Source organism: Janthinobacterium kumbetense, from assembly GCF_023703445.1.
Classification (GTDB): domain Bacteria; phylum Pseudomonadota; class Gammaproteobacteria; order Burkholderiales; family Burkholderiaceae_D; genus Janthinobacterium; species Janthinobacterium kumbetense.
Map to the genome: position 1 here is coordinate 676,268 of NZ_JAMQGR010000002.1, position 22,579 is coordinate 698,846.

The following is a 22,579-nucleotide window of genomic DNA, read 5'->3' on the forward strand; positions in this document are numbered from 1 at the left end:
CGTCAGCCAGGAGCCGGGTTGGCGCGGGAACGGTACTGCTCGATCCACTTGACGGACTGTGCGATGCCGCCGAAGGGAAAGAAATGCAGGCTGACCTCGCCGTGTGCCGCTGTCAGCCCGGCGGCCAGGCGTTCGACAAACAGGTCCGGCCCCGCCGTGCCGAACAGCTTGCCGATGGACACGCCGTACTTGGACCACATCGAGGCGCATGCACTGACGCCGCACACTGCGGCATAACGGGCCAGCACCGCGATGCTGGCGGGACCCGGCACGCCTACGCGCACGGGATGCTCAATGCCCCGTTCGCGCAGCGCTTTGAGCCACGTCAACACGATATCGGCATCAAACGCAAACTGCGTGACGATCAAGGGCGTCATGCCGCGCTGCGCGATGCTGCGGCACTTGCGTTCGAGCACATCCCACTGCTCGGCTGTGCTCATGACCGGATGGCCTTCCGGATGACCACCCACGCCGATCACCTTCATGCCTGCGCGCTCGAACACGCCTGTGTCGATCAGCGCGGCACTGTCGGAAAACGGCCCCATCGCGGTGGATGGATCGCCGGCGATCACGAAGCAGCGCTCGACGCCCGCTTCGGCGACGGCGCGCTGGATGAATGACTCAAACCCGGCGAACGAGGCAATACGGCGCGCGGACAGGTGCGGCATGGGTTCAAAGCCGAGCGTGCGCACGGTGTGGGCCGCGGCCAGCCGCGCGGCGTTGTCCTCGCGTGGCAGGTAGGGAATGGCAATGGTGGACGCGGGCGCTATCCGCGGCGCCGCCGCGCTCAACGCCGGCATGTCCTTGGCACTGACTTCCAGGGAATAGGCGTGCGTGATGTTGCCGGCGGACCCGAGCTGAGCGGGATGCATCAAGAGATGACCCATGGCGTCGCTGCGGTCACTGCGCACTGGCGCTGGCAGGCTGGCGCGCCAGTGCGATGAAGGCGCGCACGTAGTCGATGGCGGTGTCCGTCTCGCGTGCTCCCAGGAAAATCTGCTTGGCGATGCCGCGCTCGCCCAGCCGCACAGGCACCACGTCCATCTTGGCTGCGTACTCCTCGACCAGCCAGCGCGGCAGGGCGGCCACGCCGCGGCCGCTGGCTACCATTTGCAGCATGATGTCGGTGGTTTCGATGGCTTTGTGGCGCTTGGGCGTGACACCGGCCGGCAAGAGGAACTGGTTATAGATATCCAGGCGTTCGATGTCCACGGGGTAGCTGATCAGCACTTCCTGCGTCAGTTGCTGAGGCTGCACATAGGCCGCCGCCGCCAGCGCATGGCCCTTGGCCACGACGAGCACCTGCTCGTAGTCGAACACGGGTTCGAACGTCAGTCCCGGCTTGTACAGCGGATCGGGCGTGACGAGCAAGTCGATCTCGTAGCCGAAGAGCGCGCCGATTCCGCCGAACTGGAACTTCTGTTTGACGTCCACATCCACGTCGGGCCATGCGGCCAGATACGGCGACACCACCTTCAGCAGCCACTGGTAGCAAGGGTGGCATTCCATGCCGATGCGCAGCGCGCCGCGCTCGCCCTGCGCGAACTGGCCCAGGCGTTCTTCGGCCAGGTCCAGTTGCGGCAGCACCCGGTTCGCCACCGCCAGCAGATACTGGCCGGCTTGCGTCAGGCGCAGGTTGCGCCCTTCGCGCAGCCAGACGTCGGTGCCCAGTTGCTGCTCCAGCTTCTTCATGCTGTGGCTCAGGGCCGACTGGGTCAGGTGCAGCACGCCTGCGGCGGCCGTCAGCGACCCCTGTTTCTCGACCTGCTGGACGATGCTGAGGTGGATGCGTTCAAGCATTGAGATGAGCCATGTTCATGGATGTATGAAATAAGACCATTATACTTCATCGATTCCCGCCGCTATCATCGATCCCCTTGTTGCCTGCACTTTTACGGCCCTGGCGCATCCATCCACATGAAAGCAAACATGACACGTCCACTTCGTTTAGTCGCGGTTTCCGGCGGGCTGCAACGCCCTTCCAAGGCGGCCGCCCTGGCAGAGCACCTGATGGACCTGATCGCCGAGGAAGTGCTGTGCGAACAACGCCTGGTCGAACTGGGCCAGCTCGCACCCCAGCTGGCCGGCGCGGTCTGGCGCTCCCACCTGCCCGAGACGGTGGAACGCGACCTTGTTGCCGTCGAGCAAGCCGACATCCTGGTGGTGACCACGCCCGTCTACCGCGGCTCCTACACGGGACTGTTCAAGCATTTCTTCGACTTCATTCATCAGGATGCCCTGATCGACAAGCCCGTCCTGCTGGCGGCGACCGGCGGCAGCGAGCGCCATGCCCTGATGATCGACCACCAGTTGCGTCCGCTGTTCAGCTTTTTCCAGACGCGCACATTGCCGCTGGGCGTGTATGCCACCGACAAGGATTTCGTCGACTACCGCGTGCAGGACGAGGCCCTGATCCAGCGGGCCGCGCTGGCCGTGCAACGGGCATTGCCATTGATCGCATTGACGCGCCATGCGAGCCCGGTCACCGCTGAAGAGGTGGTCGCAGCCTGATACGCATCGCCACGGTCACCAAGCTATTACCCCATTCATTCTTTCGCAGAATTCAGGACACCAGATCACCATGAGCAAAGATTTTGCATTCAGCATCAAAAGCATTATTTTCGATGAAAACTATCATCCATCGGACAATACCCGCCTGACGACCAACTTTGCCAATTTGGCCAGGGGAACGAGCCGCCAGGAGAACCTGCGCAACACCCTGAAAATGATCGACAGCCGCTTCAACAGCCTGGCGCATTGGGATAACCCGAAGGCGGACCGCTACGCTGTCGAGCTTGAAATCATTTCCGTCGAATTGAATATTGATGTCAAAGGCGGCAATATCCCCTTGATCGAGATATTAAAGCCGACCATCATCGACAAAAAAACCGGCGAACGCATCGCCGGCATTGCAGGAAATAACTTCTCCTCTTACGTCCGCGATTACGACTTCAGCGTGTTGCTGCCAGAGCACAACAACAATCAATCTGCATTCAGCGCACCGGAGGATTTCGGCGATTTTCATGGCAAGCTGTTCAAGCACTTTGTCAGGTCAAATACTTACAAGGAACACTTCAACAAGGCGCCCGTCATCTGCATCAGCGCCTCGAGCAGCAAGACCTACCTGCGCACTGAAAATCAGCACCCCATCCTGGGCGTCGAGTATCAACAAAATGAATTTTCCTCGACGGATGAATATTTCGAAAAAATGGGGATGCAAGTTCGCTATTTCATGCCGACAAACAGTGCCGCCCCCCTGGCTTTCTATTTTATCGGCGACCTGCTGGGCGACTACAGCAATCTTGAGCTGATCGGCACCATCAGCACGATGGAAACGTTTCAAAAGATTTATCGGCCCGAAATCTACAATGCCAATTCAGCGGCGGGAAAAGTTTATCAGCCTAGCCTGAAGAATCAGGATTATTCGCTGACGCAAATTGTCTATGACCGCGAAGAGCGCAGCCAGCTGGCCGTCAAGCAGGGAAAATATACGGAAGAGCATTTCATCAAGCCGTACAAGCATATTCTGGAACAATGGGCTGCCAATTACGCTCTCTGATCAATCAAATACACGACATCAATCATCATGAAAAAATTATTGCCTACTTCAACTGCCGGCAGCTTGCCCAAACCTTCTTGGCTGGCGCAGCCTGAAAAGCTGTGGTCGCCCTGGAAATTACAGGACGAGGAATTAATCGAAGGCAAACAGGATGCCTTGCGTTTGTCGCTGCAGGAGCAACAGCAGGCGGGCATCGATATCGTCAGTGATGGCGAGCAGACGCGTCAGCATTTTGTCACCACGTTTATCGAGCATCTGAGCGGCGTCGATTTTGACAAACGCGAGACCGTCAGAATCCGCGACCGCTACGATGCGAGCGTGCCGACCGTCGTTGGCGCCGTGAGCCGCCCGAAACCGGTGTTTGTCGACGACGCCAGGTTTTTACGCCAGCAAACCACGCAGCCGATCAAATGGGCGCTGCCAGGCCCGATGACGATGATCGATACGCTGTATGACAGCCACTACAAGAGCCGCGAAAAACTGGCCTGGGAATTTGCCAAGATCCTCAATCAGGAAGCCAGGGAACTGGAGGCGGCCGGCGTCGACATCATCCAGTTTGACGAACCGGCATTCAATGTTTTCTTTGATGAGGTCAATGACTGGGGGATTGCCACCCTGGAGCGGGCGATCGAAGGGCTCAAATGCGAAACGGCCGTGCATATTTGCTATGGCTACGGCATCAAGGCCAATACGGACTGGAAAAATACGCTGGGCTCCGAATGGCGTCAATATGAGGAATCGTTCCCCAAGCTGCAGCAATCGAATATAGACATCATCTCGCTGGAATGCCACAACTCGCGTGTTCCCATCGATCTGATTGAACTCATCCGCGGTAAAAAAGTGATGGTCGGCGCCATCGACGTGGCAAACAATGCCATTGAAACGCCGGAAGAAGTGGCCGACACCCTGCGCAAGGCGCTGCGGTTTGTCGATGCCGACAAACTCTACCCGAGCACCAACTGCGGCATGGCGCCCTTGTCGCGCCGCGTAGCCAGAGGCAAGCTCAATGCGCTCAGTGCCGGCGCGGAGATCATCCGCAGAGAACTCTCGGCCTAGCCGCACCGTGTCAAACTGGATTGTTGATTGACATGGATCAGGTCACGTAACAGGAAGCAGCCCATGCTGCATGACGCCACAGGCGCCGAGAGGCACCTGTGGCGTTGCTGTCTTAGAACTCTTCCCAGTCGGATGACGCCGTTGCTGCCGGTGCAGCTTTTTTGGCGGCCGGCACGCGCAGGGCGACGGCTTGCTGGCGCGGTACGGTTGTCGCGGCGATTGCCGGCTTGCTTGCCGGTGCGCCGGCTTCCAGCTTGAAGGCGCTCACCACCTGCGCCAGGGTAGCCGCCTGCTCCTGCATGGCCGCCGCCGCGGCCGCCGATTCTTCCACCAGGGCCGCGTTTTGCTGGGTGACGTTGTCCATCTCGCTGATGGCCTGGTTGATTTGCTCGATGCCGGCCGTCTGTTCCGCGCTGGCGGACGTGATTTCTTCCATGATGTCGGTGACGCGGCGCACGCTGTCGACCAGGTCGCTCATGGTGTCGCCCGCTTGGTGCACGAGCTCGCTGCCGGCCGCCACGGTTTGGGTCGAGTCGTCGATCAGGGTCTTGATTTCCTTGGCCGCGGCGGCCGAGCGGTGCGCCAGGCTGCGCACTTCCGTGGCCACGACGGCAAAGCCGCGGCCCTGTTCGCCCGCGCGCGCCGCTTCCACGGCCGCGTTCAAGGCCAGAATGTTGGTCTGGAAGGCGATGCCGTCGATGACGCCGATGATGTCGGCGATCTTGTTCGACGAGGCATCGATTTGCCGCATGGTCGCCACCACTTGCGCGATGACGGCGCCGCCGCGCTGCGCCACGCCGGAAGCCGTGTCGGCCAGCACGTGCGCCTGGCGCGCATTGTCGGCATTCTGCTTGACGGTCGAGGTCAGCTCTTCCATCGACGACGCCGTCTCTTCCAGCGAGCTGGCTTGCTGCTCCGTGCGCGCAGACAGGTCCAGGCTGCCCGCTGCCACTTCGGACGAGGCCGAGGCGATCGTTTCCGTGCCGACGCGCACCGTGCCCACCGTTTGCGCCAGGTTGTCGTTCATGCGCTTGAGCGCCTGCAACAGTTGCCCCATTTCATCGCTCGATTGCACGGTGATCTGGCTGCGCAAATCGCCAGCGGCCACCGTGTTGGCCACCTGCAGCGCCGTGGTGACGGGGCCGGTGATCGAGCGCGTGATGCCATACGCCAACGCCGCCGCGATGGCTAGCGCCGCCAGCGACATGCCGATCAGCAAGGTACGCGTGTTGGCATAGGTGGCATTCGCGTTGTCGCCCGCCGTGTTGGCCAGGGTATTTTGCAAGCTGATCTGTTCAGCAATCAACTGTTTATAGACGAGCAATACGGGACGCAGCTGGCCGTACAGGTAGGCGCTGCTGTCGTCCGGCGTGCCGTTACGGATCAGTTCAAGCAAGGCTTCCTGCCCCTGCGCGTAGCGGGTGTTGGCGTCGTTCATCTTGGCCAGCAACGCGCGCTCTCGGTCGGAATCGAGCATGCGGGCGAGCTTGCCGAGATTGCCGGCCGCCGCCTGGCGCGCGGCCAGGATGGCGTCCGTTTGCTTGCGCTGGTCGGCCGGATCGGCGCTGAGCATCATATTGCGCAGCGCGATGGCGATGTCGTTGATGTTGGCCGACACGCTGTTGGCGAGCTCGATCTTCGGCATGCTGTCATGCACGATATGGCCGGTGCCCTGGTTGATCTTGCCCAGCATGGCGATGCCCAGGCAAGAGATGATGATCAGCATGGCGCCGATGGCGCCAAAGCCTGTGGCGAGGCGTGTGCCGATGGTCAGGTTGGATAAAAACTTCATGGCTGTCTCAATACGGAGGGAATGGTGAAAAGGTCGGCGGCGTGCAGATGGGTGCCGCGCCGCCAAGCGGACGACGATCCTAGACCTTTTTGAATGACATTTCCATAGGGCAATATGCCTAGTCGCGCCTGGAGGCACACGCCAGTTCCGCTGATCCTGTGGCTTGCCCGCGTTTTCAGCTATATTGGCAGGCACCTGCCGGGCAGCACGCCATGACCGGCGCTGCTGCCAATCCGGCCGTTTTTCTCATTTCCAGCCATAGGTCCGCATGACTTCTTTCCGTCTCCGTTTCTTCCCCTTCCTGTTGGCCTTGCTGCTGGCGTGCTCGCTATCCGCGCCGCCCGCCTGGTCGCAGCCCGTCGATGACGCCGCCACGGCCGACCAGCGTCTCGATGGCTTGCGCAAGCAGATCACCGGTATCCAGAAGGCGCTCGATGGCGAGGCTGAGCTCGATGATGCGACCCTGTCGCAGATGCGCGCCGATGCGCTGGCGGCCAGCACCGAAGCGGACAAGGTGGCCGACGCGCTCGCGCCGACATTGTCGAGCGTGCAGGCGCGGCTGGCCGAGCTGGGCAAGCCGGCGGCGGGGGTAAAAGATGCACCCGACGTGGCGGCGCAGCGCAGCCAGCTGGACCGCACCAGCAGCGCGCTCGATGCGCAGGTGAAACTGGCGCGCTTGCTGGCCGTGGAAGCGACGCAGGCGTCGGAGCAAGTGTCGACCGTGCGCCGCGCGCAGCTGCAGGCGCGCCTGGGCGAACGCACGGCGTCGATTTTGGCTGGTTCTTTCTGGAAACAGCTGCATGCGGAATTGCCGCAGAACTTGCAGCGCCTGCGGGCGCTGGAGCTGGAGTTGGCGAACGCGGCCAGCGCCACGCCATGGTCGGCCTGGGGCGGCTTGCTGGCCGCCATCGTGGCCGTGATCGGCGCCAGCGTCTGGGCTTCGCGCTACTTGCTGGTGGTGACGGCCACGCGCGTGCCGCATGGCCGCTTGCGCCGCTCCTTGCATGCGCTGGCCGTGCTGGTGCTGGCGCTGGCCACGCCGGGACTGGTGGCGGAATTGCTGGCCATGGGCTTGCGCTGGGAGGGCGGCCTGTCGGACAAAACCTCGACTTTTCTCAGCAGCTTGATCGGCATCATCTGTTTTGCCGGTTTTACGGCGGGACTGGGCCATGCGCTGCTGTCGCCACGGCGCGTGTCGTGGCGTTTGCTGCCCCTGCCCGACGCGCTGGCGCACCGCATGCGCAATTTCCCATCGATGTTTTCCTTCATCGTCGTGCTCGTGTGGGCGACGGAACGGGTCACCATCGTCATCAATGCGGGCCTGTCGACGGCCGTGGCCGTCAACTGCATCGTCGCCCTGGTGATGAGCACGACTATCGCCTACGGCTTGATGCGCGCCGAGCGCTGCTGGCGCCAGTTGCGCGAGGCCGATCCCGCCACCCTGGTCACGCCGCTGTGGCTGCGCTGCGTCACGGTGCTGCTGTGGCTGGCGCTGGCGTCCAGCGTCATCAGCTTGCTGGTCGGCTATGTGGCGTTCGGCAGCTTTGTCGCCAAGCAAATCGCCTGGGTCATCGTGGTGCTGTGCAGCACCTATCTGCTGACGGTGCTGGTCGACGATATCTGCATGCTGCTGGCTTCCACCCCGCCGCCGCCGGATGTGGCCAACCCCGTGCTGGCCACGCCCAAGGCGCGCGACCAGGCGGCCGTGCTGCTGTCGGGCATAGGCCGCGCCATCGTCGTGCTGCTGGCCCTGATGCTGCTGCTGGCGCCGTTCGGCGAAGGGCCGGGCGAGCTGTTCCAGCGGGTCGGCAAGCTGCAGGATGGCCTGGCCATCGGCGAGGTGGCGATCCGCCCTGCCGCGCTGATCCAGGCTCTGCTGGTGCTGCTCGCCGGTTTTGTTGCGCTGGGCCTGTTCAAGCGCTGGCTGCAAAACAGTTATTTGCCGACCACCAACCTTGATTCCGGCATGCAAGTGTCGTTCATCACGCTGTTTGGCTACATCGGCGGCGTGCTGGCCGTGGCGCTGGCCCTGTCGGCCGCCGGCATCGGCCTGGAACGCATCGCGTGGGTGGCGTCGGCCTTGTCGGTGGGTATCGGTTTTGGCTTGCAGGCGGTGGTGCAGAACTTCGTCTCCGGCCTGATTTTATTGGCCGAACGTCCGGTGAAAGTGGGCGACTGGGTGTCACTCGGCGGTGTGGAGGGCGACATTCGCCGCATCAACGTGCGCGCCACGGAAATTCAACTGAGCGACCGCTCGACGGTGATCGTGCCGAACTCGGAATTCATCACCAAGACGGTGCGCAACGTCACCCTGGCCAATCCGCTGGGCCTGGTGCAAGTCAAGCTGCCGTTGCCGCTGGGCACGGATGCGCAAGCGGCGCGCGCGCTGATCCTGTCCACCTTTGTCGACAATCCCGACGTGCTCGACACGCCGGCGCCCAGCGTACAGCTCGACGGCATCGACAATGGCTTGTTGCTGTTCAACGCCACCGGCTATGCCTCGTCGCCGCGTCTGACCTCGGGCATCCGCAGCGCGCTGCTGTTCGAACTGCTCAAGCGCCTGGACGCGGCGCATATCGCGATCGCCAAGCCCAGCACGATGGTGCTGAGCACGGTGCCGGCCCAGCCCGAGGCACCGGCCATGTCGGCGGTGGCAGCCGCGCCGGCGCCCGCGCCCGTGCCGCCGCTGACGTCCTAGCGGACCGTCGACCACAGCAGCGCTGCCAGGTACAGGCCGATGCCGAACGCCGTGTGCGCCATCAGGCTGCGCAGGCGGGCGGCCGTCGGATGCGGCGTCTTGCTGGCGGCCAGGCCGGCGCCCATGCCCGGCTGCAAGATGCAAAACGGCGCGGCCACGCTGACGAGGCCCGCCAGCAGGGCCGGCGCGAAGGTCGGCGCTTGCACCCACTTCTCCCCTACCAGCGCCAGCAGCACGGCTGCAAACAGCACGCCGATCGCATAGTGAGCCGTCCAGCCCAGGATGGCTTCATCGCGCACGGGCGCCGCCTGGGCGATGTTGGCGTGGGTGAAGGTGCCGCGCGGCAGATGGCCCAGCCAGCGCCCCACCATCGCAAAGTTCAGCGAGGGAATGCACCAGAAGCGTTTTAACGCCACCGCCCACACATCCATCACCGCCGTCGCGCCCGCGCCGATCGCCAGCGCATCGAGCCAGAGTATTTGCATTGCCGCTCCTAACATTCAATTGATTGCTTGAATGTTATAAGGGTGCTAGCATCGTGTCAATGAAAAATGCCGATATCGAACTTCTCACCGGTTCCGCCGGGTTTGCCCATATTTTAGGCAGCGCGCCGCGCCTGCGCCTGCTCGAGCAGATCGTGCACGGCGAGTATGCGGTGGAGCAATTGGTGGAGTTGACGGGCCTGTCCGTGGCGAATACCTCCCAGCATTTGCAGCAGTTGCGGCGCGCCGGTTTCGTGCTGGCGCGGCGCGACGGCAAGCGCGTGCTGTACCGGCTGGGCAGCGGCCCCATCGTGCAACTGCTGGCCGCGCTGGACGTGTATGCGCAGCACCAGCGCAGCGAATTGCAGGCGCTGGGCCGGGGTGACCACGTGGAAGCGATCACGGGCGACGAGTTGCTGGAACGCATGCGCGAAGCCAGCATCACCGTGCTCGACGTGCGGCCGGCGCAGGAATTCGCGGCCGGCCACTTGCCCGGCGCGGTCAATATTCCCTTTGATGACTTGCAGCGCCGCCTGGGCGAATTACCGGCGAACGCAGAGATCGCTGCGTATTGCCGCGGCCCGTATTGCGTGCTGTCCGTGCAGGCGGTGGCGGCCCTGCGCCAGCACGGCTTGCATGCGCGCCGTCTCGGCAGCGGCTACGACGATTGGCAGGCGGCCGGCTTGCCGGTCGTGAAGGCGGCCTGATGGCGATCCCGGACAGCAAGCAGGCACTGATAGCCGCCATCGACAGCACGTATGCGAAGTTGATGCAGGAACTGGCGCGCGTGCCGCCCACGCTGGCGCGGGAACCCGTGCTGGAAGGGCAAGTGGCGGGCACGCGCATGAGCGTGTGCGACTTGCTCGCCTACCTGGTCGGCTGGAACGAGCTGGTCTTGCACTGGCACGCGCAGCTGCGCGACGGCAAACGCATCGAGGACATCGCCTTTCCCGCCGAAGGTTTCACGTGGAACGCTCTGGGAAAACTGGCGCAGCGCTTCTATGCCGACTATGCTGACTTGAATATGGACGACTTGCTGCAGCGCCTGGCACAGGCGAAAGATCAGCTGCTGGCGCTGATTGAAAGCCATGACGATGCGCAATTGTATGGCCAGCCCTGGTACACGCATTACACGATGGGACGCATGATCCAGTTCAATACGGCGTCGCCCTATGCGAATGCGCGCACGCGCTTGCGGGCCTGGCTCAAGACCTTGTAGCACCCTGATCGGCAGGCTTGCACGATTGCATCAGTACGCTCAGAAAATTTTTCAGGCAGGATAGTGGTTTCAAGCGTAACCAATGAAGGATCGCCATGCTGACCATCGCCCTCGCCCAGATGAATCCCACCGTGGGCGATTTCGACGCCAATTGTGCCGCCATCATCGCGCGCATGGGCCGCGCCAGCAGCGATGGCGCCGACCTGCTCGTGTGCCCCGAGTTATCGCTGTGCGCGTACTATCCGGGCGACCTGTTCGAGGACGCCGCCTTCCTGCGCGACATGCAGCAGGCGCTCGACACGGTGCTGGAAGCGTCCACGCGCTGGCCGGCGCTGGTCACCGTCATCGGCACGGCGCGGCCGAATCCCGGCGTCGGCAAGCCCCTGTACAACGCCTTGCTGGCGATCCGCGACGGGCGCATCGTGGCCGAATACTACAAGCAGCTGTTGCCGACGTATGGCATCTTCGACGAGGGGCGCCATTTCGAGCCGGGGCCGCCCGGCGCCTGCACCCTCGATATCGCCGGCTGTAAAGTCGGTTTCATGATTTGCGAGGATGGCTGGAACGACGATGGCCGCGCCTACGCCGTCAACCCGTTCGACGCCCTGCACGCGGCGCGGCCCGACCTGGTCGTCAGCATCAACGCCAGCCCGTCCGACATCGGCAAGCGCGCGCAGCGCCATGCCGTGTTCGGCGCCGCCTGCGCGCGCGTGAACTTGCCTTTGCTCTTCGTCAACCAGGTGGGTGGCCAGGATCAACTCGTGTTCGACGGCGCCTCGTTCGCCATGTCCCCCACCCTCGGCGTGCAATTCGAGGCGGCCCGCTTCGTCGAGGATGATGCATTGCTGCGCTTTGCCGACGGCGGTTTTACGCGCACGGACGGCGCGGCGTTTCCCGTGCCCGACCCGGACGGCATCCCCGCCGTGGAATTTGCGCGCCGTCAAATCGTGCTCGGTTTGCGCGACTATGCGCGCCGCTGCCGCTTTACGAAAGTCGTCGTCGGCTGCTCGGGCGGCATCGATTCGGCGCTGACCCTGGCCCTGGCCGTCGAAGCCCTGGGCGCGAACAACGTGGTGGGCATCACCATGCCGTCCGTGTTTTCCAGCGCCGGCTCCGTCACCGATTCCGTCGCCCTGTGCGCCAACCTGGGCATCGTCCTGCACACGCATGCCATCCGCGACATCGTGGCGCAATACGAAGCCGGCTATGCCCAAGCCTTCGACGGCAAGCTGCAGGGGCTGCCGCTGGAAAACCTGCAGGCGCGGGTGCGCGGCACCATCCTGATGGAATACTCGAACGCCTTTGGCGCCCTGCTGCTCACCACCGGCAACAAGAGCGAAATCTCGGTGGGCTACTGCACCTTGTATGGCGACACGAACGGGGGACTGGGATTGATCGGCGACCTGTATAAAACGGAGGTGTTCGCCCTGTCGCGCCACCTCAACGCCAGTGCCGGGCGCGAACTGATCCCCGTCGCCGTGCTCGACAAACCCCCGTCGGCGGAACTGGCGCCGGGCCAGCGCGACACCGACAGTTTACCGCCCTATCCCGTGCTCGATGAAATCTTGAAATGGCATATCGAGGGACGCCGCCTGCCGGCGCAAGAAAGCGCGCAAGCCTTGACCCTGGTCGACCAGCTGCGCGAGACGGACGAGGGGCGCGCACTGGTGACGCGCATCCTCGGCATGGTTGCCCGCAATGAATACAAACGGCGCCAGGCGGCGCCCATCATCCGCGTGCGTTCGCGCGCCTTTGGCAGCGGGCGTCAATTGCCGATCGCCGCCCACTACCCCACCGGAGACGACGCATGAGCTCATCCTATCCTGCCGACGCGGCCATCCTGATCGGCCGCTTCCAGCCTTTTCACAATGGCCATGCGGGCTTGCTGCAAAAGGCGCTGGCCACCGCCGCCAGCGTCGTGGTGGTGCTCGGTTCCGCCTTCCATGCGCGCAGCCCGAAGAACCCGTTTACGTGGCAGGAGCGGGCCGCCATGATCGCCGCCACCCTGCCCGAGGCGCAGCGCGCGCGCGTGCATTACGTGGCCGTGCGCGATTACTACGACGATGGCCTGTGGGCCGATGCCGTGCGGCGCGCTGTGGCGGGCGCCGTGCCCGCGGTGCAGCGCGTCACCCTGGTGGCTTGTTTCAAGGACGCCACCAGTTATTACCTGCACCACTTCCCGCACTGGCAGTTGCTCAACCTGGAGATCGATCCCGGTGCGCCCATCGGCGCGACGGCGATCCGCAACGTGCTGTTCGAGGCGGAAGACGTGGACGTGTCGCTGAGCGCCGTGGCGCAGCTGCTGCCGGCGGCCATCGGCCAGTATCTGAAGGCGTGGACCTTGTTGCCGTGGTACGCGCCGCTGGTGCAGGAATACCGCGCCATCGAAGCGTACAAGGCGCGCTGGCGCACGGCGCCGTATGCGCCCATCTTTTGCACCGTGGATGCGCTGGTGCAGACGGGCGGCCACGTCTTGCTGGTGCGCCGCGGCGGCTATCCTGGCAAGGGCTTGTGGGCGCTGCCGGGCGGCTTCCTGGAGCCGCGCGAACGCTTGCTGCAGGGCGCCCTGCGCGAACTGGCGGAAGAAACCCAGCTGGGCGTGCTGGCGCCCACCCTGGTCGAGGCGCTGGTCGGCGTGGCCGTGTTCGACCATCCGGACCGCAGCCAGCGGGGGCGCACCATCACGCATGCGCATTACTTCGACTTGAAGACGCGCCAGCTGCCGGCCGTGACGGCGGCCGACGATGCGGCGCTGGCGCAGTGGGTGCCGGTGAGCGCCCTGCCGGCCATGGAAGAGCAATTCTTCGAAGACCACTTCCACATCCTGAACCACTTCCTCAAGCTCACGCACGAGGGGCGCTGACAGAGCCATCCCCTCGCCGCGCGTCAGGACGTGATGCGCTCCCAGCCATGTCTGATGGCCGCCTTGAAGTTGTCCCACGCCGATTGCGGATACGTGTGCTCCCACGTGGAACGCAGCTCCGCTTCCACCTCATCCCACGGGCGGCCCCGGTAGCTGTCGCTGTTCGCCATCGAATGGCCATAGCGGTAGGCGGGATCGTAGTCCTCGAAGCGCGCGCCGGTGGCGACATAGGTGGCGCTCCAGTGGTTGCGGTAGTACTGCTCGTCGTCGTAGCTGGTGCCCGGCAGGTTGTCGGCGCTGGGATAGCGGCGCGCGTTGGCGCCCGCGCCCGATGACGGCGGCGCCATGCCGCCCGCAAATTGCTGCGATGCTGCCGTCTCGTTCAGGTTGCCGGCCGACGCGCCCTGCTGCATGCTGGCGCCCTGGCGCCGCGCGCCGTCGTCTTGCGGCGCGCCCTGCCAGCCGCCGGTGCGCCAGTGCTCGGCGTGCGCATCGATGTCGAGCGGCGCGTAGCGCTCGACGAGGTCGGTGGCGCGCTGGATATCGGCGTCGCTCGCCCCTTCCAGTGTCAGCACGACATGTCCGCGCCGCACGGCTTCCGCATAGATGTGGCGGTCGGCGTGGCTGCCGAACAGGTCCGTGAAGAAATGTTTGACGCTGTCGAGCAGGCTGTCGCTGTCGTCGCGGCGGATGTTTTCCGTGGCGGAAAAGTCGTCACTGCCCGCATCGTGCAGGCGGATGTTGGCGCCGGGAAAGCCCGCCGTGATCAGGTCGTGCCGGGCGCGCTCGGCCATGTCGCGCACGGCGAAAACTGCTGCCAATGTATGTGCCATGATGGTCTCCAATCGGTGAACAACGTCCTTTCAGTGTAGGCCGTGAAAAGCGAAATGGGCGCTCGTTTGCCCTTTGGAAATCGTTGTATTCAACAAGTATTGACGACGTGACATGGGCGCCGTGGCGCCACGTGAAACCTCAGGCGGGCGTGCCCACGAACGCGCGCAAGAAGTCGATAAACGCGCGCACTTTTTCCGCAATATGCTGGGTGTTCGGATACACGGCATACACGCCCTGTTCCGGGAAGACGACGTCGGGCAGCAGACGGCGCAAACGTCCCGCGCGCACGTCCCCTTCCACCTGCCATTGCGGCAGCAGGGCCACGCCGCAGCCGCCCAGGGCAAAGCCCAGCAGGGCCGAGGCGGAGTCGGAATGGATGGCGGCGTCGTCCTGCGCGACGAAGACGGCGGCACCATCGGGCGTCTGCACGTCCCAGCGCAGGGGCGTAGCGAGGCGGCTGTGCGCCAGCCAGCGCGCGCGCTGCAAGTCGGGCAAGGTGGCGATGTCCCGGCCGGGCAGGCTGGCCAGGTAGGCGGGCGAGGCGACGGGCCAGATCGCATACGGCTCGATCAGCGCGGCGCGGTAGCTCGAATCGTTGAGTGAACCCATGCGGATGGCCAGGTCGTAGCCGCCCGAGATCAGGTCTTCATGCGAGGACGACGAGGAATGCTGGATCTGCAGCTGCGGATGGGCGGCGGCAAAGGCGATCAGCGCGGGGATCACCGTGCGGCTGCCGTATTCGACGGTGGTGGTCAGGCGCAGGGTGCCGCGCAAGCCCTGGTGCCCCTGGCGCGCCGTCTCGATGGCGCCCTGGGCTTCGCTGAGCACGCGCTGGCAATCCTCGTAAAAGCGCCGTCCCACGTCGGTCAGCGCCAGGCTGCGCGTGCTGCGCGTCAGCAGCGACACGCCCAGCTCCGCTTCCAGCTGTTTCAAATTGAAACTGACGACGGCCTTGCTCTGGCCCAGCACGGCGGCGGCCGCCGTGAGCGAGCCGGCGTCGACGATGGCGATGAAAATACCCAAACGGTCAAGACTGATCATAAATAACTATGAGGATACATGCGGGTTGCGGGAGTTTGTCAAAATTTCTTTGACAGTGTAATCGGGGCTGGCCCGTTACGCAAATGGCGCTGGACGCTTAAGCTGGCCGTTTGCCATTCGGAGCACCATGGACTATCGCAAAAAGGTCGCGGCCATCTATCTGCTGGGGTTTTTCGTCGACCTGATCAACATGTTCATCACCAGCGTCGCCTATCCCGACATCGGCCATGCCCTGCACGCTTCGGTAGCGCAGCTGGCCTGGATCAGCACGGCCTACATCCTTGGCCTGACCATCGTTATCCCCGCCAGCGCCTGGCTGGCTGCCTATTATGGCAGCAAAACCGTGTTCATGGCATCGTTGCTAACATTTTTATGCGCCAGCATCGGCGCCGGCCTGGCGCCCTCGATCGAGGCGCTGATCGCCTGGCGCTGCGTGCAGGGCCTGGGCGGCGGCTTGCTGATCCCGCTGGGGCAAAGCATGACTTACCAGCTGTATCAACCCGCCGAGCGTCCCGGCCTGTCCTCCGTCATCATGCTGGTGGGCTTGCTGGCGCCCGCCCTGTCGCCCGCCTTGGGCGGCGTGATCGTCGACAGCCTGTCGTGGCGGGCGATTTTTTACTTGAACGTGCCGTTTGCCGCGCTGGCGCTGCTGCTGGCCGCCTGCTGGCTGCGCCCCGACCCGCCGCGCGCGCAAGTGCCCCGGCTCGACACGGGCGGCCTTGTGGCGGGCAGCACAGCCATCCTTTTGCTGTTGCTGGGCTTGACCATGATGGGTACACCGGGCGAGCTGCTTGCCGGCGCCGGTGTGCTGGCGCTGGGCGCCGCCTGCGCGTGGGGCTATGTGCGCGGCGCGCTGCGCAAATCCACGCCCCTGCTCAACCTGCGCCTGGCCGCCGAACCGCTGCTGCGCATCGCCATGCTGATGTATCTGCTGGTGCCGGGCGTGTTCATGGGCGTGAGCCTGCTGGCCATGCTGTATTTGCAGGGCGTGCTGGGCATGTCGGCATCGACGGCGGGCGCGCTGATGCTGCCGTGGGCGCTGGCCTCGTTTGCGGCCATCTCGCTCACGGGGAAAAGCTATCGCCGCGTGGGACCGCAACCGCTGTTCATCGCTGGTGCGCTGCTGCAGGCGGCGGGCATGCTGATGCTGCTGCGGGTGGATGCGGCGGGCCAGTTGTTCTGGTTGGCCGGCGCGTATGCCGTGATGGGCTTTGGCGGCGGCTTGTGCAGCAGCACGGCGCAAAGCACGGCCTTCCTGCGCACGCCGGACGGGCAGCTGAGCCAGGCCAGCGCCGTGTGGAATATCAACCGTCAGCTGGGCTTTTGCCTGGGCGTGGCGCTGCTCAGCGTACTGCTGAATGGCTTGCTGGCGGCGCAGGGAATTACGTCGCTGGACGACCCCGCCCAGCACCTGCGCGCGGCGCAGGTTTTTCACTGGTGCTTTGCGCTGGCCGCCAGCGCGTGCGTGCTGCCTTTGGCGCTGTGCGCGCGCATCGATAACCGCGCCGTTCTCGACCTTTTACATCACCATGGAGCAGCAAAAAAATGAAGACAACGAACCCCTGTTTTGACGACGTGTTATCCACGCATGTGCTGATCCGCGAATGGCTCTCCGGCGTAGCCACGGCGCCCGAACATTGCGCCGATTTGCTCGCGCGTTTTTCGCCCGGTTTCACGATGGTGTCCCCCGGCGGCAAGCAGCTCGATCATGCCGGCTTGACGGCATTTTTCCAGGGCGCCGGCGGCAGCCGTCCGGGCCTCATCATGCGTATTTCCGACCTGGCATTGATCCAGGACAACGCCACCGGCGCCACCGTGTCCTACCGTGAGTTCCAGTCGCTGCCGGGCGCGGAAAACACGGAGCGCCTGTCGACCGTCGTGTATGAGAAGACACCGGCTGGAACGCTGCTGTGGCGCCATTTGCACGAGACGTGGAGCGCTTGATCTAACTCAAATCGTGCAAGTCTTTTTGTTGCGCCGGGCCGATGGAAAAGCGGGAAAACACCACCTCCAGGCCACCCCGTTCCGGCGTGCAGCACATGGGGCCGACGCGGTAGCTGCCGGCCTCGGGAAATGGCGCCAGGCGCAGCAGCGGCCAGCGCTGGCCATCGGTCGAATACTGCACGCGGATCGCGCCTTGCGCCACCGTCACGCGCAGCCAGAAACCGTCCGGCATGGCGGGAGCGCTGCTGACGGCCCAGTCGGATTTGTCCTGCGTCAATACCGTGCTCAATAAGAGCTGGCCGTCGGAAAATTCGACGCCGCACTTGATCCAGTTTTGCTCGTCGATGCGCACCATCATGCCGGCCTGGTCGTACAGCGCCGCGTACTGCGCCGCCACGTGCAGCTGCGCCGTGAAATCGCCGTCGATTTGTGTGCCGAAAAAATGGCCGCTGTCGCGGATAAAACCATAGTGAGTCTTGCGCCAGAAATCCGTATTTGCGTCCGTCGTCACGCGCAATTGCGCGCCGTCGGCGGACCAGTTTTCCGGTGGATTGAGCCAGCTGCCTTGCGTGAACATCGCGTGCCTTTCCGAGCTAAAAAGATCACATAGTGTGCCCCCATCCCAGCGCCTTGTACAGGGCGATCGCATCGACGTAGGACGCCGTTTCCGCCAGCAGCGCTTCGCGCCGAATATCGTACAAGGCGCGCTGGTTTTCCAGCACGGCCTGGTAGCTGCCGGCACCGCCCGCATAGCGCGTGCTGGCGATGCCGAGGGCCGCGTTGCCGTGGCGCGCCGATTCCAGCAGCGAGGCCAATCGCGTCTGGTTTTCCGCCAGCTGCGTAACGGCGTTTTCCACCTCTTCCTGCGCCAACAGCATCGTTTGCGCATAGCGCGCCAGCGCGCCCTGCGCTTCGGCCTGCGTACCGCGCAAGCGCGCCTTGACGCTGCCCAGGCGGAAGGCCGGATAGCTGACGGAGGGCGCCACTTCGAAGGCGCGCGCGCCGCCGTCAAACACGCCGCTGCCGCGCAGCGCAAAGAAGCCCAAAAAGCCGCCCAGGCTGAGGCGCGGATACAGGTCCGCCGTTGCCGCCCCCACGTCTTCGCTGGAAGCGGCCAGCAGGCGCTCGGCGCGCACCACGTCGGGACGCTGCCTGATCAGGCGGTTCACGTCGCCCAGCGGCAGCTGGCCGGCCAGCGGCGCCTGCTGCCGCGGTGCTGTCGCCAGCGCGACGGCGCCCGGTGCTTGGCCGCTCAGCACATCGAGCCGGTACTGCGCCTGGCGCAAGCCGGCCTGCAACGGCGGCAAGGCCGCCTCGCTGCGCGCCAGGTTGGCCAGCGCGTTGTGGCGCTCTTCTGGCAAGCCGCTGCCGGCGCGGATGCGCGCGTCGATCAGGGCGATGGTATCGCGCCAGCTTTGCACTTGCGCCTGCGTCAGCGCCAGGTTTTGCTGGTAGCCCAGCGCCTCGTAGTAATTGCGCGCCACTTCGGCGGCGATCGTCAGCTGCACTTGCCGCAAATCGGCCTGCGCCGCGTCGGCGCGCGCCTGCGCCGAGCGGGTGATATGCGCGAGGCGGCCGAACAGGTCGATCTCCCACTGCGCGTCGAAACCCACGCGCGTGCTCGTGCTGGCGGCACGGCTGTCTGGCGCATCTTGCTGCACGCTGCGCTGCCACCCCGCCTGGCCCGTGACGGCGGGCAGTTCGTCGAGGCGGCGCTCGTCGAAGGTGGCGCGCGCGGCCAGCAGATTCGCTTGCGCCTGCGCGATATCGAGGTTGTGCGTCAACGCGCTGGCGATCAGCTGCGACAGGCGCACATCGTCGAAAAACGTCCACCAGGAGGCTTCGCTGGCAGCCGTTTGACCTGGCGCAAACTGCGCCTGCTGCGGACTGGCCAGGGCGATGGCGGGCGTGCCCGGCGTGACGTAGGCGGGACTGACGGCGCAGCCGGCCAGCAGGGGGAAAAGGGAGACGAGATAGCGGTAATTTTTCATGGGGATTCCTTCAGCGCGTGCGACAGATCGCGCGCGCGCGGCGTGGCATGGTCGGCCGTGTGGCGGCGGGCCAGAAAGGTGTACACGGTGGGCAGCACGAACAGGGTAAAGAAGGTGCCGATCAACATGCCCGAAACGATCACCACGCCCAGGCCGAAACGGCTGTTGGCGCCGGCGCCGGACGCGAACAGCAGTGGCACCAGGCCCACCACCATGGCCGCCGTCGTCATCAGGATCGGGCGCAAGCGGATTTGCGCCGCCTTGCGGATGGCGCTGAGGCGGTCCAGCCGTTCATGCACCTGCAATTCATTGGCAAATTCCACCATCAAGATCCCGTGCTTGCTGATCAAGCCGATCAGGGTCACGAGGCCGATCTGCGTGTAGATGTTGACGGTGGCGTAGCCGAGCGCCAGCGGGATCAGCGCGCCGCAAATCGACAGCGGCACCGTGATCAGGATGATCAAAGGGTCCGTCAGGCTTTCATATTGCGCCGCCAGCACCAGGTAAATCACGACGACGGCCGCCAGGAAGGCCAGCAGCAGCGCATTGCCTTCCGTGGCGAATTGGCGCGCATCGGATTGCCAGTCGTAGCTGAAGCCCGGCGGCAGGGTTTTCGCCACGCCGTCGAGGAAGGCGACGGCGTCGCCCAGGGTCACGCCCGGCGCCGGCACGCCCTGGAAGGTGGCCGCATTTTGCTGGTTGAACTGGGTCAGCATGTTCGGCTCGATCTGTTCCGTCACCGAGACGACGGCGGACAGGGGCAGCAGGCTGCCATCGTCGGCGCGCACGTACTGCTGCGTCAGGGCCTGCGCCGTCAATCGCTGCTCGCGCGGGCTTTGCGCGATGACGTCGTAGGCGCGGCCATCCATGCCGAAGCGGTTCAGGTAATTCTCGCCCACCAGCACGGCCAGCGATTCGCCGATGTCCTGCATGCGGATGCCCAGGCTGTTCGCCTTGGAGCGGTCCACGCGCACCTTGACGACGGGGTTGTTGTAATCGAGGTCGCTGTCGACGACGGCAAACAGGCCGCTGTCGCGCGCGCGCTGCTTGACGTCTTCCATCGTGCGGAACAGGGTGGCGTAATCCTGCGCGCTGCGCAGCACCATTTGCACGGGCAAGCCGCCGCTCGATCCGGGCAAGGGCGCCAGCTGGAAGGCGAAGATGCTGGTGCCTTCCACGTCGCCCGCGGCGTGCTGCAATTCGGCCTGGATGACGGCCGCATTGCGCGAGCGTTCGGCCCATGGCGTCAGGTTGATGCCGCCGATGCTCGATGCCGGGCCTTCGCCGCCATTGATGATCCAGCGCGAGTCCGTTTCGGGGATATTTTTGTAGATCTCATCGAGCTTGTACGAAAAGCGTTCCACGTAATCGAGGTTGGCATGCTGCGGCGCCTTGATCGCCGTCAAGACGCTGGCCTGGTCTTCCGCCGGCGCCAGTTCGCGCTGCGGCAGCAGGTACAAAAACGGCAAACTGACCATCACCAGCGCGGCGAAACCGGCGCTCAGCCAGCGGTGGTGCAGCGAACGGTCCAGCAGGCGCGCGTAGCGGCTGGTGAGGCCTTCGAAGAAATGCTCGGCGGCGCGCGCCATGCGTCCTTCCGATTGTTTCGGCTGCAGCAGCAGGGAGCTCATCACGGGAGATAAGGTCAGCGCCACCACGCCCGACACCACCACGGCGCCGGCCAAAGTCAGCGCGAATTCCTTGAACAGCGCGCCCGTCAATCCCCCCATCATGCCGATCGGTGCATACACGGCCGCCAGGGTGATCGTCATGGCGATGACGGGGCCGGCCACTTCGCGCGCGCCCACCAGGGCGGCCGCCACGGGCGTCTTGCCTTCCTCGATATGCCGGTGCACGTTTTCCACCACCACGATGGCGTCGTCGACCACCAGGCCCACGGCCAGCACCATCGCCAGCAGGGTCAGTAAATTGATGCTGAAGCCGAAGGCCAGCATCAGCGCCGCCGCGCCCAGTATCGACAGCGGGATCGTCACGACGGGAATCAGCACGGAGCGCAGGGAACCCATGCACAGGTAGATGACGATGACGACGATGAGCAGCGCTTCAAGCAGGGTGTGCGCCACCTCGTCGATCGATGACTGGATGAAGCGCGCCGTCTCGAACGCCAGCTCGACTTTCACGCCCGGCGGCAGGGTTTTCTGGATTTCCGGCAGCAGCTTCTTGATGCCGTCGACGATCACCAGCGGGTTGCCGCCGGGCGTGGGCGACAGGCCCAGATACACGGCCGGCACGCCGTCCATGATGCCGCTCGTCTCCGTGGCGGCCGCGCCCAGCTCCACCGTGCCCACGTCCTTCAGGCGCACCAGGGCGGCGCTGTCCTTTTCATCGCCGCCCTTGCGGATGACCATGTCGCGAAATTGCTCCACGCTGGTCAGGTCCGTGTTGACGCTGATGTTCGCGACGACGAATTGTCCCTTCACCTTGCCGGGCGCCGCCTGGTAGTTATTGCGCCGCACGGCGTCGGCCACGTCGGCTGCCGTCAAGCCGCGCGCGGCCAGTTTCGCCGGGTCGATCCACAAACGCATGGCCAGCTGCTGGCCGCCATACACGTCGACTTTCGCCACGCCGTCGATGGTGGCGAACATCGGCTGCACCACGCGCGCCAGGTAATCCGTCAGCGCGGGCGCGGACACGCTCTCGCTGGCAAAGCCGACATAGGCGACGGCCGAGGAATCGCCGGCCGCGCGCTCGATGACGGGGTCGAAAGCGCCTTCCGGTAATTTATAGCGGACCTGGTTGACCTTGGCCATGACTTCCGTCAACGCTTGCGTGGAATCGCGGTTCAATTCCATGCGCACGGTGACGGTGCTGCTGCCCTGCACCGACGACGACGTCAGGTAATCGATGCCTTCCACCGACGATACGGCTTGCGCGATGGGCTGCGTCACGAAACCCTGCATCAGTTCCGCCGAGGCGCCCGGATAGTTGGTCGTGACGGTGATGGTGGACGATTCGAGCATCGGGTATTGGCGGATCGGCAGCTGCAGGATGGCGATCACGCCCAGCATCAGAATCAAGGTGCTGATCACCAGCGCCAGCACGGGGCGGCGCACGAATAAATCGGTAAATTTCATGGTGC

Annotated in this window: 19 protein-coding genes; 10 read left to right on the forward strand and 9 right to left on the reverse strand. The window is 64.5% G+C overall.

The genetic code is table 11. The annotated features are described in order from the left end of the window. Window positions 1–2 precede the first annotated feature (2 nt). Complete coding sequence (locus NCG91_RS10455; protein ID WP_251349605.1) at window positions 3–887, reverse strand: methylenetetrahydrofolate reductase; 885 nt, start codon at window positions 885–887, stop codon at window positions 3–5. 13 nt (window positions 888–900) lie between these two features. Continuing rightward, window positions 901–1,800, reverse strand: coding sequence for a LysR family transcriptional regulator (locus NCG91_RS10460; RefSeq protein ID WP_251349607.1), 900 nt, complete (start codon window positions 1,798–1,800; stop codon window positions 901–903). Window positions 1,801–1,929: 129 nt separating this feature from the next. Between NCG91_RS10460 and msuE the strand changes: the two genes are divergently transcribed. The 3 genes from msuE (at window position 1,930) to NCG91_RS10475 (ending at window position 4,615) form a co-directional block, all read left to right on the forward strand. Then, window positions 1,930–2,511, forward strand: a complete 582-nt coding sequence (gene msuE, locus NCG91_RS10465) for an FMN reductase (protein WP_251349608.1) — start codon at window positions 1,930–1,932, stop codon at window positions 2,509–2,511. A 70-nt stretch (window positions 2,512–2,581) separates the two neighbouring features. Then, window positions 2,582–3,559, forward strand: a complete 978-nt coding sequence (locus NCG91_RS10470) for a DUF1852 domain-containing protein (RefSeq protein WP_251349612.1) — start codon at window positions 2,582–2,584, stop codon at window positions 3,557–3,559. Window positions 3,560–3,586: 27 nt separating this feature from the next. After that, a complete protein-coding gene (locus NCG91_RS10475; protein WP_099665969.1) occupies window positions 3,587–4,615 on the forward strand; it encodes a methionine synthase in 1,029 nt (342 codons plus the stop codon). A gap of 112 nt (window positions 4,616–4,727) precedes the next feature. Here NCG91_RS10475 and NCG91_RS28010 read toward each other — a convergent pair whose 3' ends face one another. Further along, window positions 4,728–6,407 carry a methyl-accepting chemotaxis protein gene (locus tag NCG91_RS28010; RefSeq protein ID WP_285817093.1) on the reverse strand — a complete coding sequence of 560 codons (1,680 nt, stop codon included), beginning with the start codon at window positions 6,405–6,407 and terminating at the stop codon, window positions 4,728–4,730. Window positions 6,408–6,675: 268 nt separating this feature from the next. Here NCG91_RS28010 and NCG91_RS10490 point away from each other — a divergent pair, with 268 nt between their 5' ends. Beyond that, complete coding sequence (locus NCG91_RS10490) at window positions 6,676–9,105, forward strand: DUF3772 domain-containing protein (RefSeq protein WP_251349613.1); 2,430 nt, start codon at window positions 6,676–6,678, stop codon at window positions 9,103–9,105. Here NCG91_RS10490 and NCG91_RS10495 read toward each other — a convergent pair. Beyond that, window positions 9,102–9,590, reverse strand: a complete 489-nt coding sequence (locus tag NCG91_RS10495) for a DUF2938 domain-containing protein (RefSeq protein ID WP_251349614.1) — start codon at window positions 9,588–9,590, stop codon at window positions 9,102–9,104. The genes NCG91_RS10490 and NCG91_RS10495 overlap by 4 nt on opposite strands. Before the next feature lie 59 nt (window positions 9,591–9,649). On the opposite strand from NCG91_RS10495, the gene NCG91_RS10500 reads away from it, so the two are divergent. From NCG91_RS10500 to NCG91_RS10515, 4 genes are all read left to right on the forward strand, one after another. Then, window positions 9,650–10,294, forward strand: coding sequence for an ArsR/SmtB family transcription factor (locus NCG91_RS10500; protein ID WP_251349615.1), 645 nt, complete (start codon window positions 9,650–9,652; stop codon window positions 10,292–10,294). Beyond that, window positions 10,294–10,806 carry a ClbS/DfsB family four-helix bundle protein gene (locus NCG91_RS10505; RefSeq protein WP_251349616.1) on the forward strand — a complete coding sequence of 171 codons (513 nt, stop codon included), beginning with the start codon at window positions 10,294–10,296 and terminating at the stop codon, window positions 10,804–10,806. Before NCG91_RS10500 ends, NCG91_RS10505 begins: the two co-directional genes overlap by 1 nt. A 95-nt stretch (window positions 10,807–10,901) precedes the next feature. After that, window positions 10,902–12,617, forward strand: a complete 1,716-nt coding sequence (locus NCG91_RS10510) for an NAD+ synthase (RefSeq protein WP_251349617.1) — start codon at window positions 10,902–10,904, stop codon at window positions 12,615–12,617. Beyond that, window positions 12,614–13,669: a bifunctional nicotinamide-nucleotide adenylyltransferase/Nudix hydroxylase gene (locus tag NCG91_RS10515; RefSeq protein ID WP_251349618.1), complete on the forward strand. Its 1,056-nt coding sequence runs from the start codon at window positions 12,614–12,616 to the stop codon at window positions 13,667–13,669. The genes NCG91_RS10510 and NCG91_RS10515 overlap by 4 nt, the downstream gene beginning before the upstream one ends. A 23-nt stretch (window positions 13,670–13,692) precedes the next feature. Here NCG91_RS10515 and NCG91_RS10520 read toward each other — a convergent pair whose 3' ends face one another. After that, the gene (locus NCG91_RS10520; protein ID WP_251349619.1) at window positions 13,693–14,502 is read right to left on the reverse strand and encodes a hypothetical protein; all 810 of its coding nucleotides are present in this window, start codon (window positions 14,500–14,502) and stop codon (window positions 13,693–13,695) included. 139 nt (window positions 14,503–14,641) lie between these two features. Beyond that, on the reverse strand, window positions 14,642–15,544 hold the full coding sequence (locus NCG91_RS10525) for a LysR family transcriptional regulator (protein WP_251349621.1): 903 nt from the start codon (window positions 15,542–15,544) through the stop codon (window positions 14,642–14,644). Window positions 15,545–15,671: 127 nt separating this feature from the next. Between NCG91_RS10525 and NCG91_RS10530 the strand changes: the two genes are divergently transcribed. Beyond that, window positions 15,672–17,093 carry an MFS transporter gene (locus NCG91_RS10530; RefSeq protein ID WP_251349623.1) on the forward strand — a complete coding sequence of 474 codons (1,422 nt, stop codon included), beginning with the start codon at window positions 15,672–15,674 and terminating at the stop codon, window positions 17,091–17,093. Next, on the forward strand, window positions 17,090–17,488 hold the full coding sequence (locus tag NCG91_RS10535) for a DUF4440 domain-containing protein (protein ID WP_251349625.1): 399 nt from the start codon (window positions 17,090–17,092) through the stop codon (window positions 17,486–17,488). The genes NCG91_RS10530 and NCG91_RS10535 overlap by 4 nt, the downstream gene beginning before the upstream one ends. 1 nt (window position 17,489) lies before the next feature. Here the strand turns inward: NCG91_RS10535 and NCG91_RS10540 are convergent, their stop codons facing one another. From NCG91_RS10540 to NCG91_RS10550, 3 genes are read right to left on the reverse strand one after another with little or no spacing between them, the layout of a single operon-like run. Then, a complete protein-coding gene (locus NCG91_RS10540; protein ID WP_251349627.1) occupies window positions 17,490–18,065 on the reverse strand; it encodes a DUF1349 domain-containing protein in 576 nt (191 codons plus the stop codon). A gap of 25 nt (window positions 18,066–18,090) precedes the next feature. Next, window positions 18,091–19,479, reverse strand: coding sequence for an efflux transporter outer membrane subunit (locus NCG91_RS10545; protein ID WP_285817094.1), 1,389 nt, complete (start codon window positions 19,477–19,479; stop codon window positions 18,091–18,093). Next, a complete protein-coding gene (locus NCG91_RS10550; protein ID WP_251349628.1) occupies window positions 19,476–22,574 on the reverse strand; it encodes a MexW/MexI family multidrug efflux RND transporter permease subunit in 3,099 nt (1,032 codons plus the stop codon). Before NCG91_RS10550 ends, NCG91_RS10545 begins: the two co-directional genes overlap by 4 nt. Window positions 22,575–22,579: the final 5 nt, after the last annotated feature.

Bases quoted from the DNA above. Each gene is read 5' to 3' on its own strand.
- NCG91_RS10535 (WP_251349625.1), top strand. From the start codon at position 17,090: ATGAAGACAACGAACCCCTGTTTTGACGACGTGTTATCCACGCATGTG.
- NCG91_RS10540 (WP_251349627.1), bottom strand. From the start codon at position 18,065: ATGTTCACGCAAGGCAGCTGGCTCAATCCACCGGAAAACTGGTCCGCC.
- NCG91_RS10545 (WP_285817094.1), bottom strand. From the start codon at position 19,479: ATGAAAAATTACCGCTATCTCGTCTCCCTTTTCCCCCTGCTGGCCGGC.
- NCG91_RS10470 (WP_251349612.1), top strand. From the start codon at position 2,582: ATGAGCAAAGATTTTGCATTCAGCATCAAAAGCATTATTTTCGATGAA.
- NCG91_RS10520 (WP_251349619.1), bottom strand. From the start codon at position 14,502: ATGGCACATACATTGGCAGCAGTTTTCGCCGTGCGCGACATGGCCGAG.
- NCG91_RS28010 (WP_285817093.1), bottom strand. From the start codon at position 6,407: ATGAAGTTTTTATCCAACCTGACCATCGGCACACGCCTCGCCACAGGC.
- NCG91_RS10500 (WP_251349615.1), top strand. From the start codon at position 9,650: ATGAAAAATGCCGATATCGAACTTCTCACCGGTTCCGCCGGGTTTGCC.
- NCG91_RS10510 (WP_251349617.1), top strand. From the start codon at position 10,902: ATGCTGACCATCGCCCTCGCCCAGATGAATCCCACCGTGGGCGATTTC.
- NCG91_RS10525 (WP_251349621.1), bottom strand. From the start codon at position 15,544: ATGATCAGTCTTGACCGTTTGGGTATTTTCATCGCCATCGTCGACGCC.
- NCG91_RS10475 (WP_099665969.1), top strand. From the start codon at position 3,587: ATGAAAAAATTATTGCCTACTTCAACTGCCGGCAGCTTGCCCAAACCT.
- NCG91_RS10455 (WP_251349605.1), bottom strand. From the start codon at position 887: ATGGGTCATCTCTTGATGCATCCCGCTCAGCTCGGGTCCGCCGGCAAC.
- NCG91_RS10460 (WP_251349607.1), bottom strand. From the start codon at position 1,800: ATGCTTGAACGCATCCACCTCAGCATCGTCCAGCAGGTCGAGAAACAG.
- NCG91_RS10515 (WP_251349618.1), top strand. From the start codon at position 12,614: ATGAGCTCATCCTATCCTGCCGACGCGGCCATCCTGATCGGCCGCTTC.
- NCG91_RS10495 (WP_251349614.1), bottom strand. From the start codon at position 9,590: ATGCAAATACTCTGGCTCGATGCGCTGGCGATCGGCGCGGGCGCGACG.
- NCG91_RS10490 (WP_251349613.1), top strand. From the start codon at position 6,676: ATGACTTCTTTCCGTCTCCGTTTCTTCCCCTTCCTGTTGGCCTTGCTG.
- NCG91_RS10550 (WP_251349628.1), bottom strand. From the start codon at position 22,574: ATGAAATTTACCGATTTATTCGTGCGCCGCCCCGTGCTGGCGCTGGTG.
- msuE (WP_251349608.1), top strand. From the start codon at position 1,930: ATGACACGTCCACTTCGTTTAGTCGCGGTTTCCGGCGGGCTGCAACGC.
- NCG91_RS10505 (WP_251349616.1), top strand. From the start codon at position 10,294: ATGGCGATCCCGGACAGCAAGCAGGCACTGATAGCCGCCATCGACAGC.
- NCG91_RS10530 (WP_251349623.1), top strand. From the start codon at position 15,672: ATGGACTATCGCAAAAAGGTCGCGGCCATCTATCTGCTGGGGTTTTTC.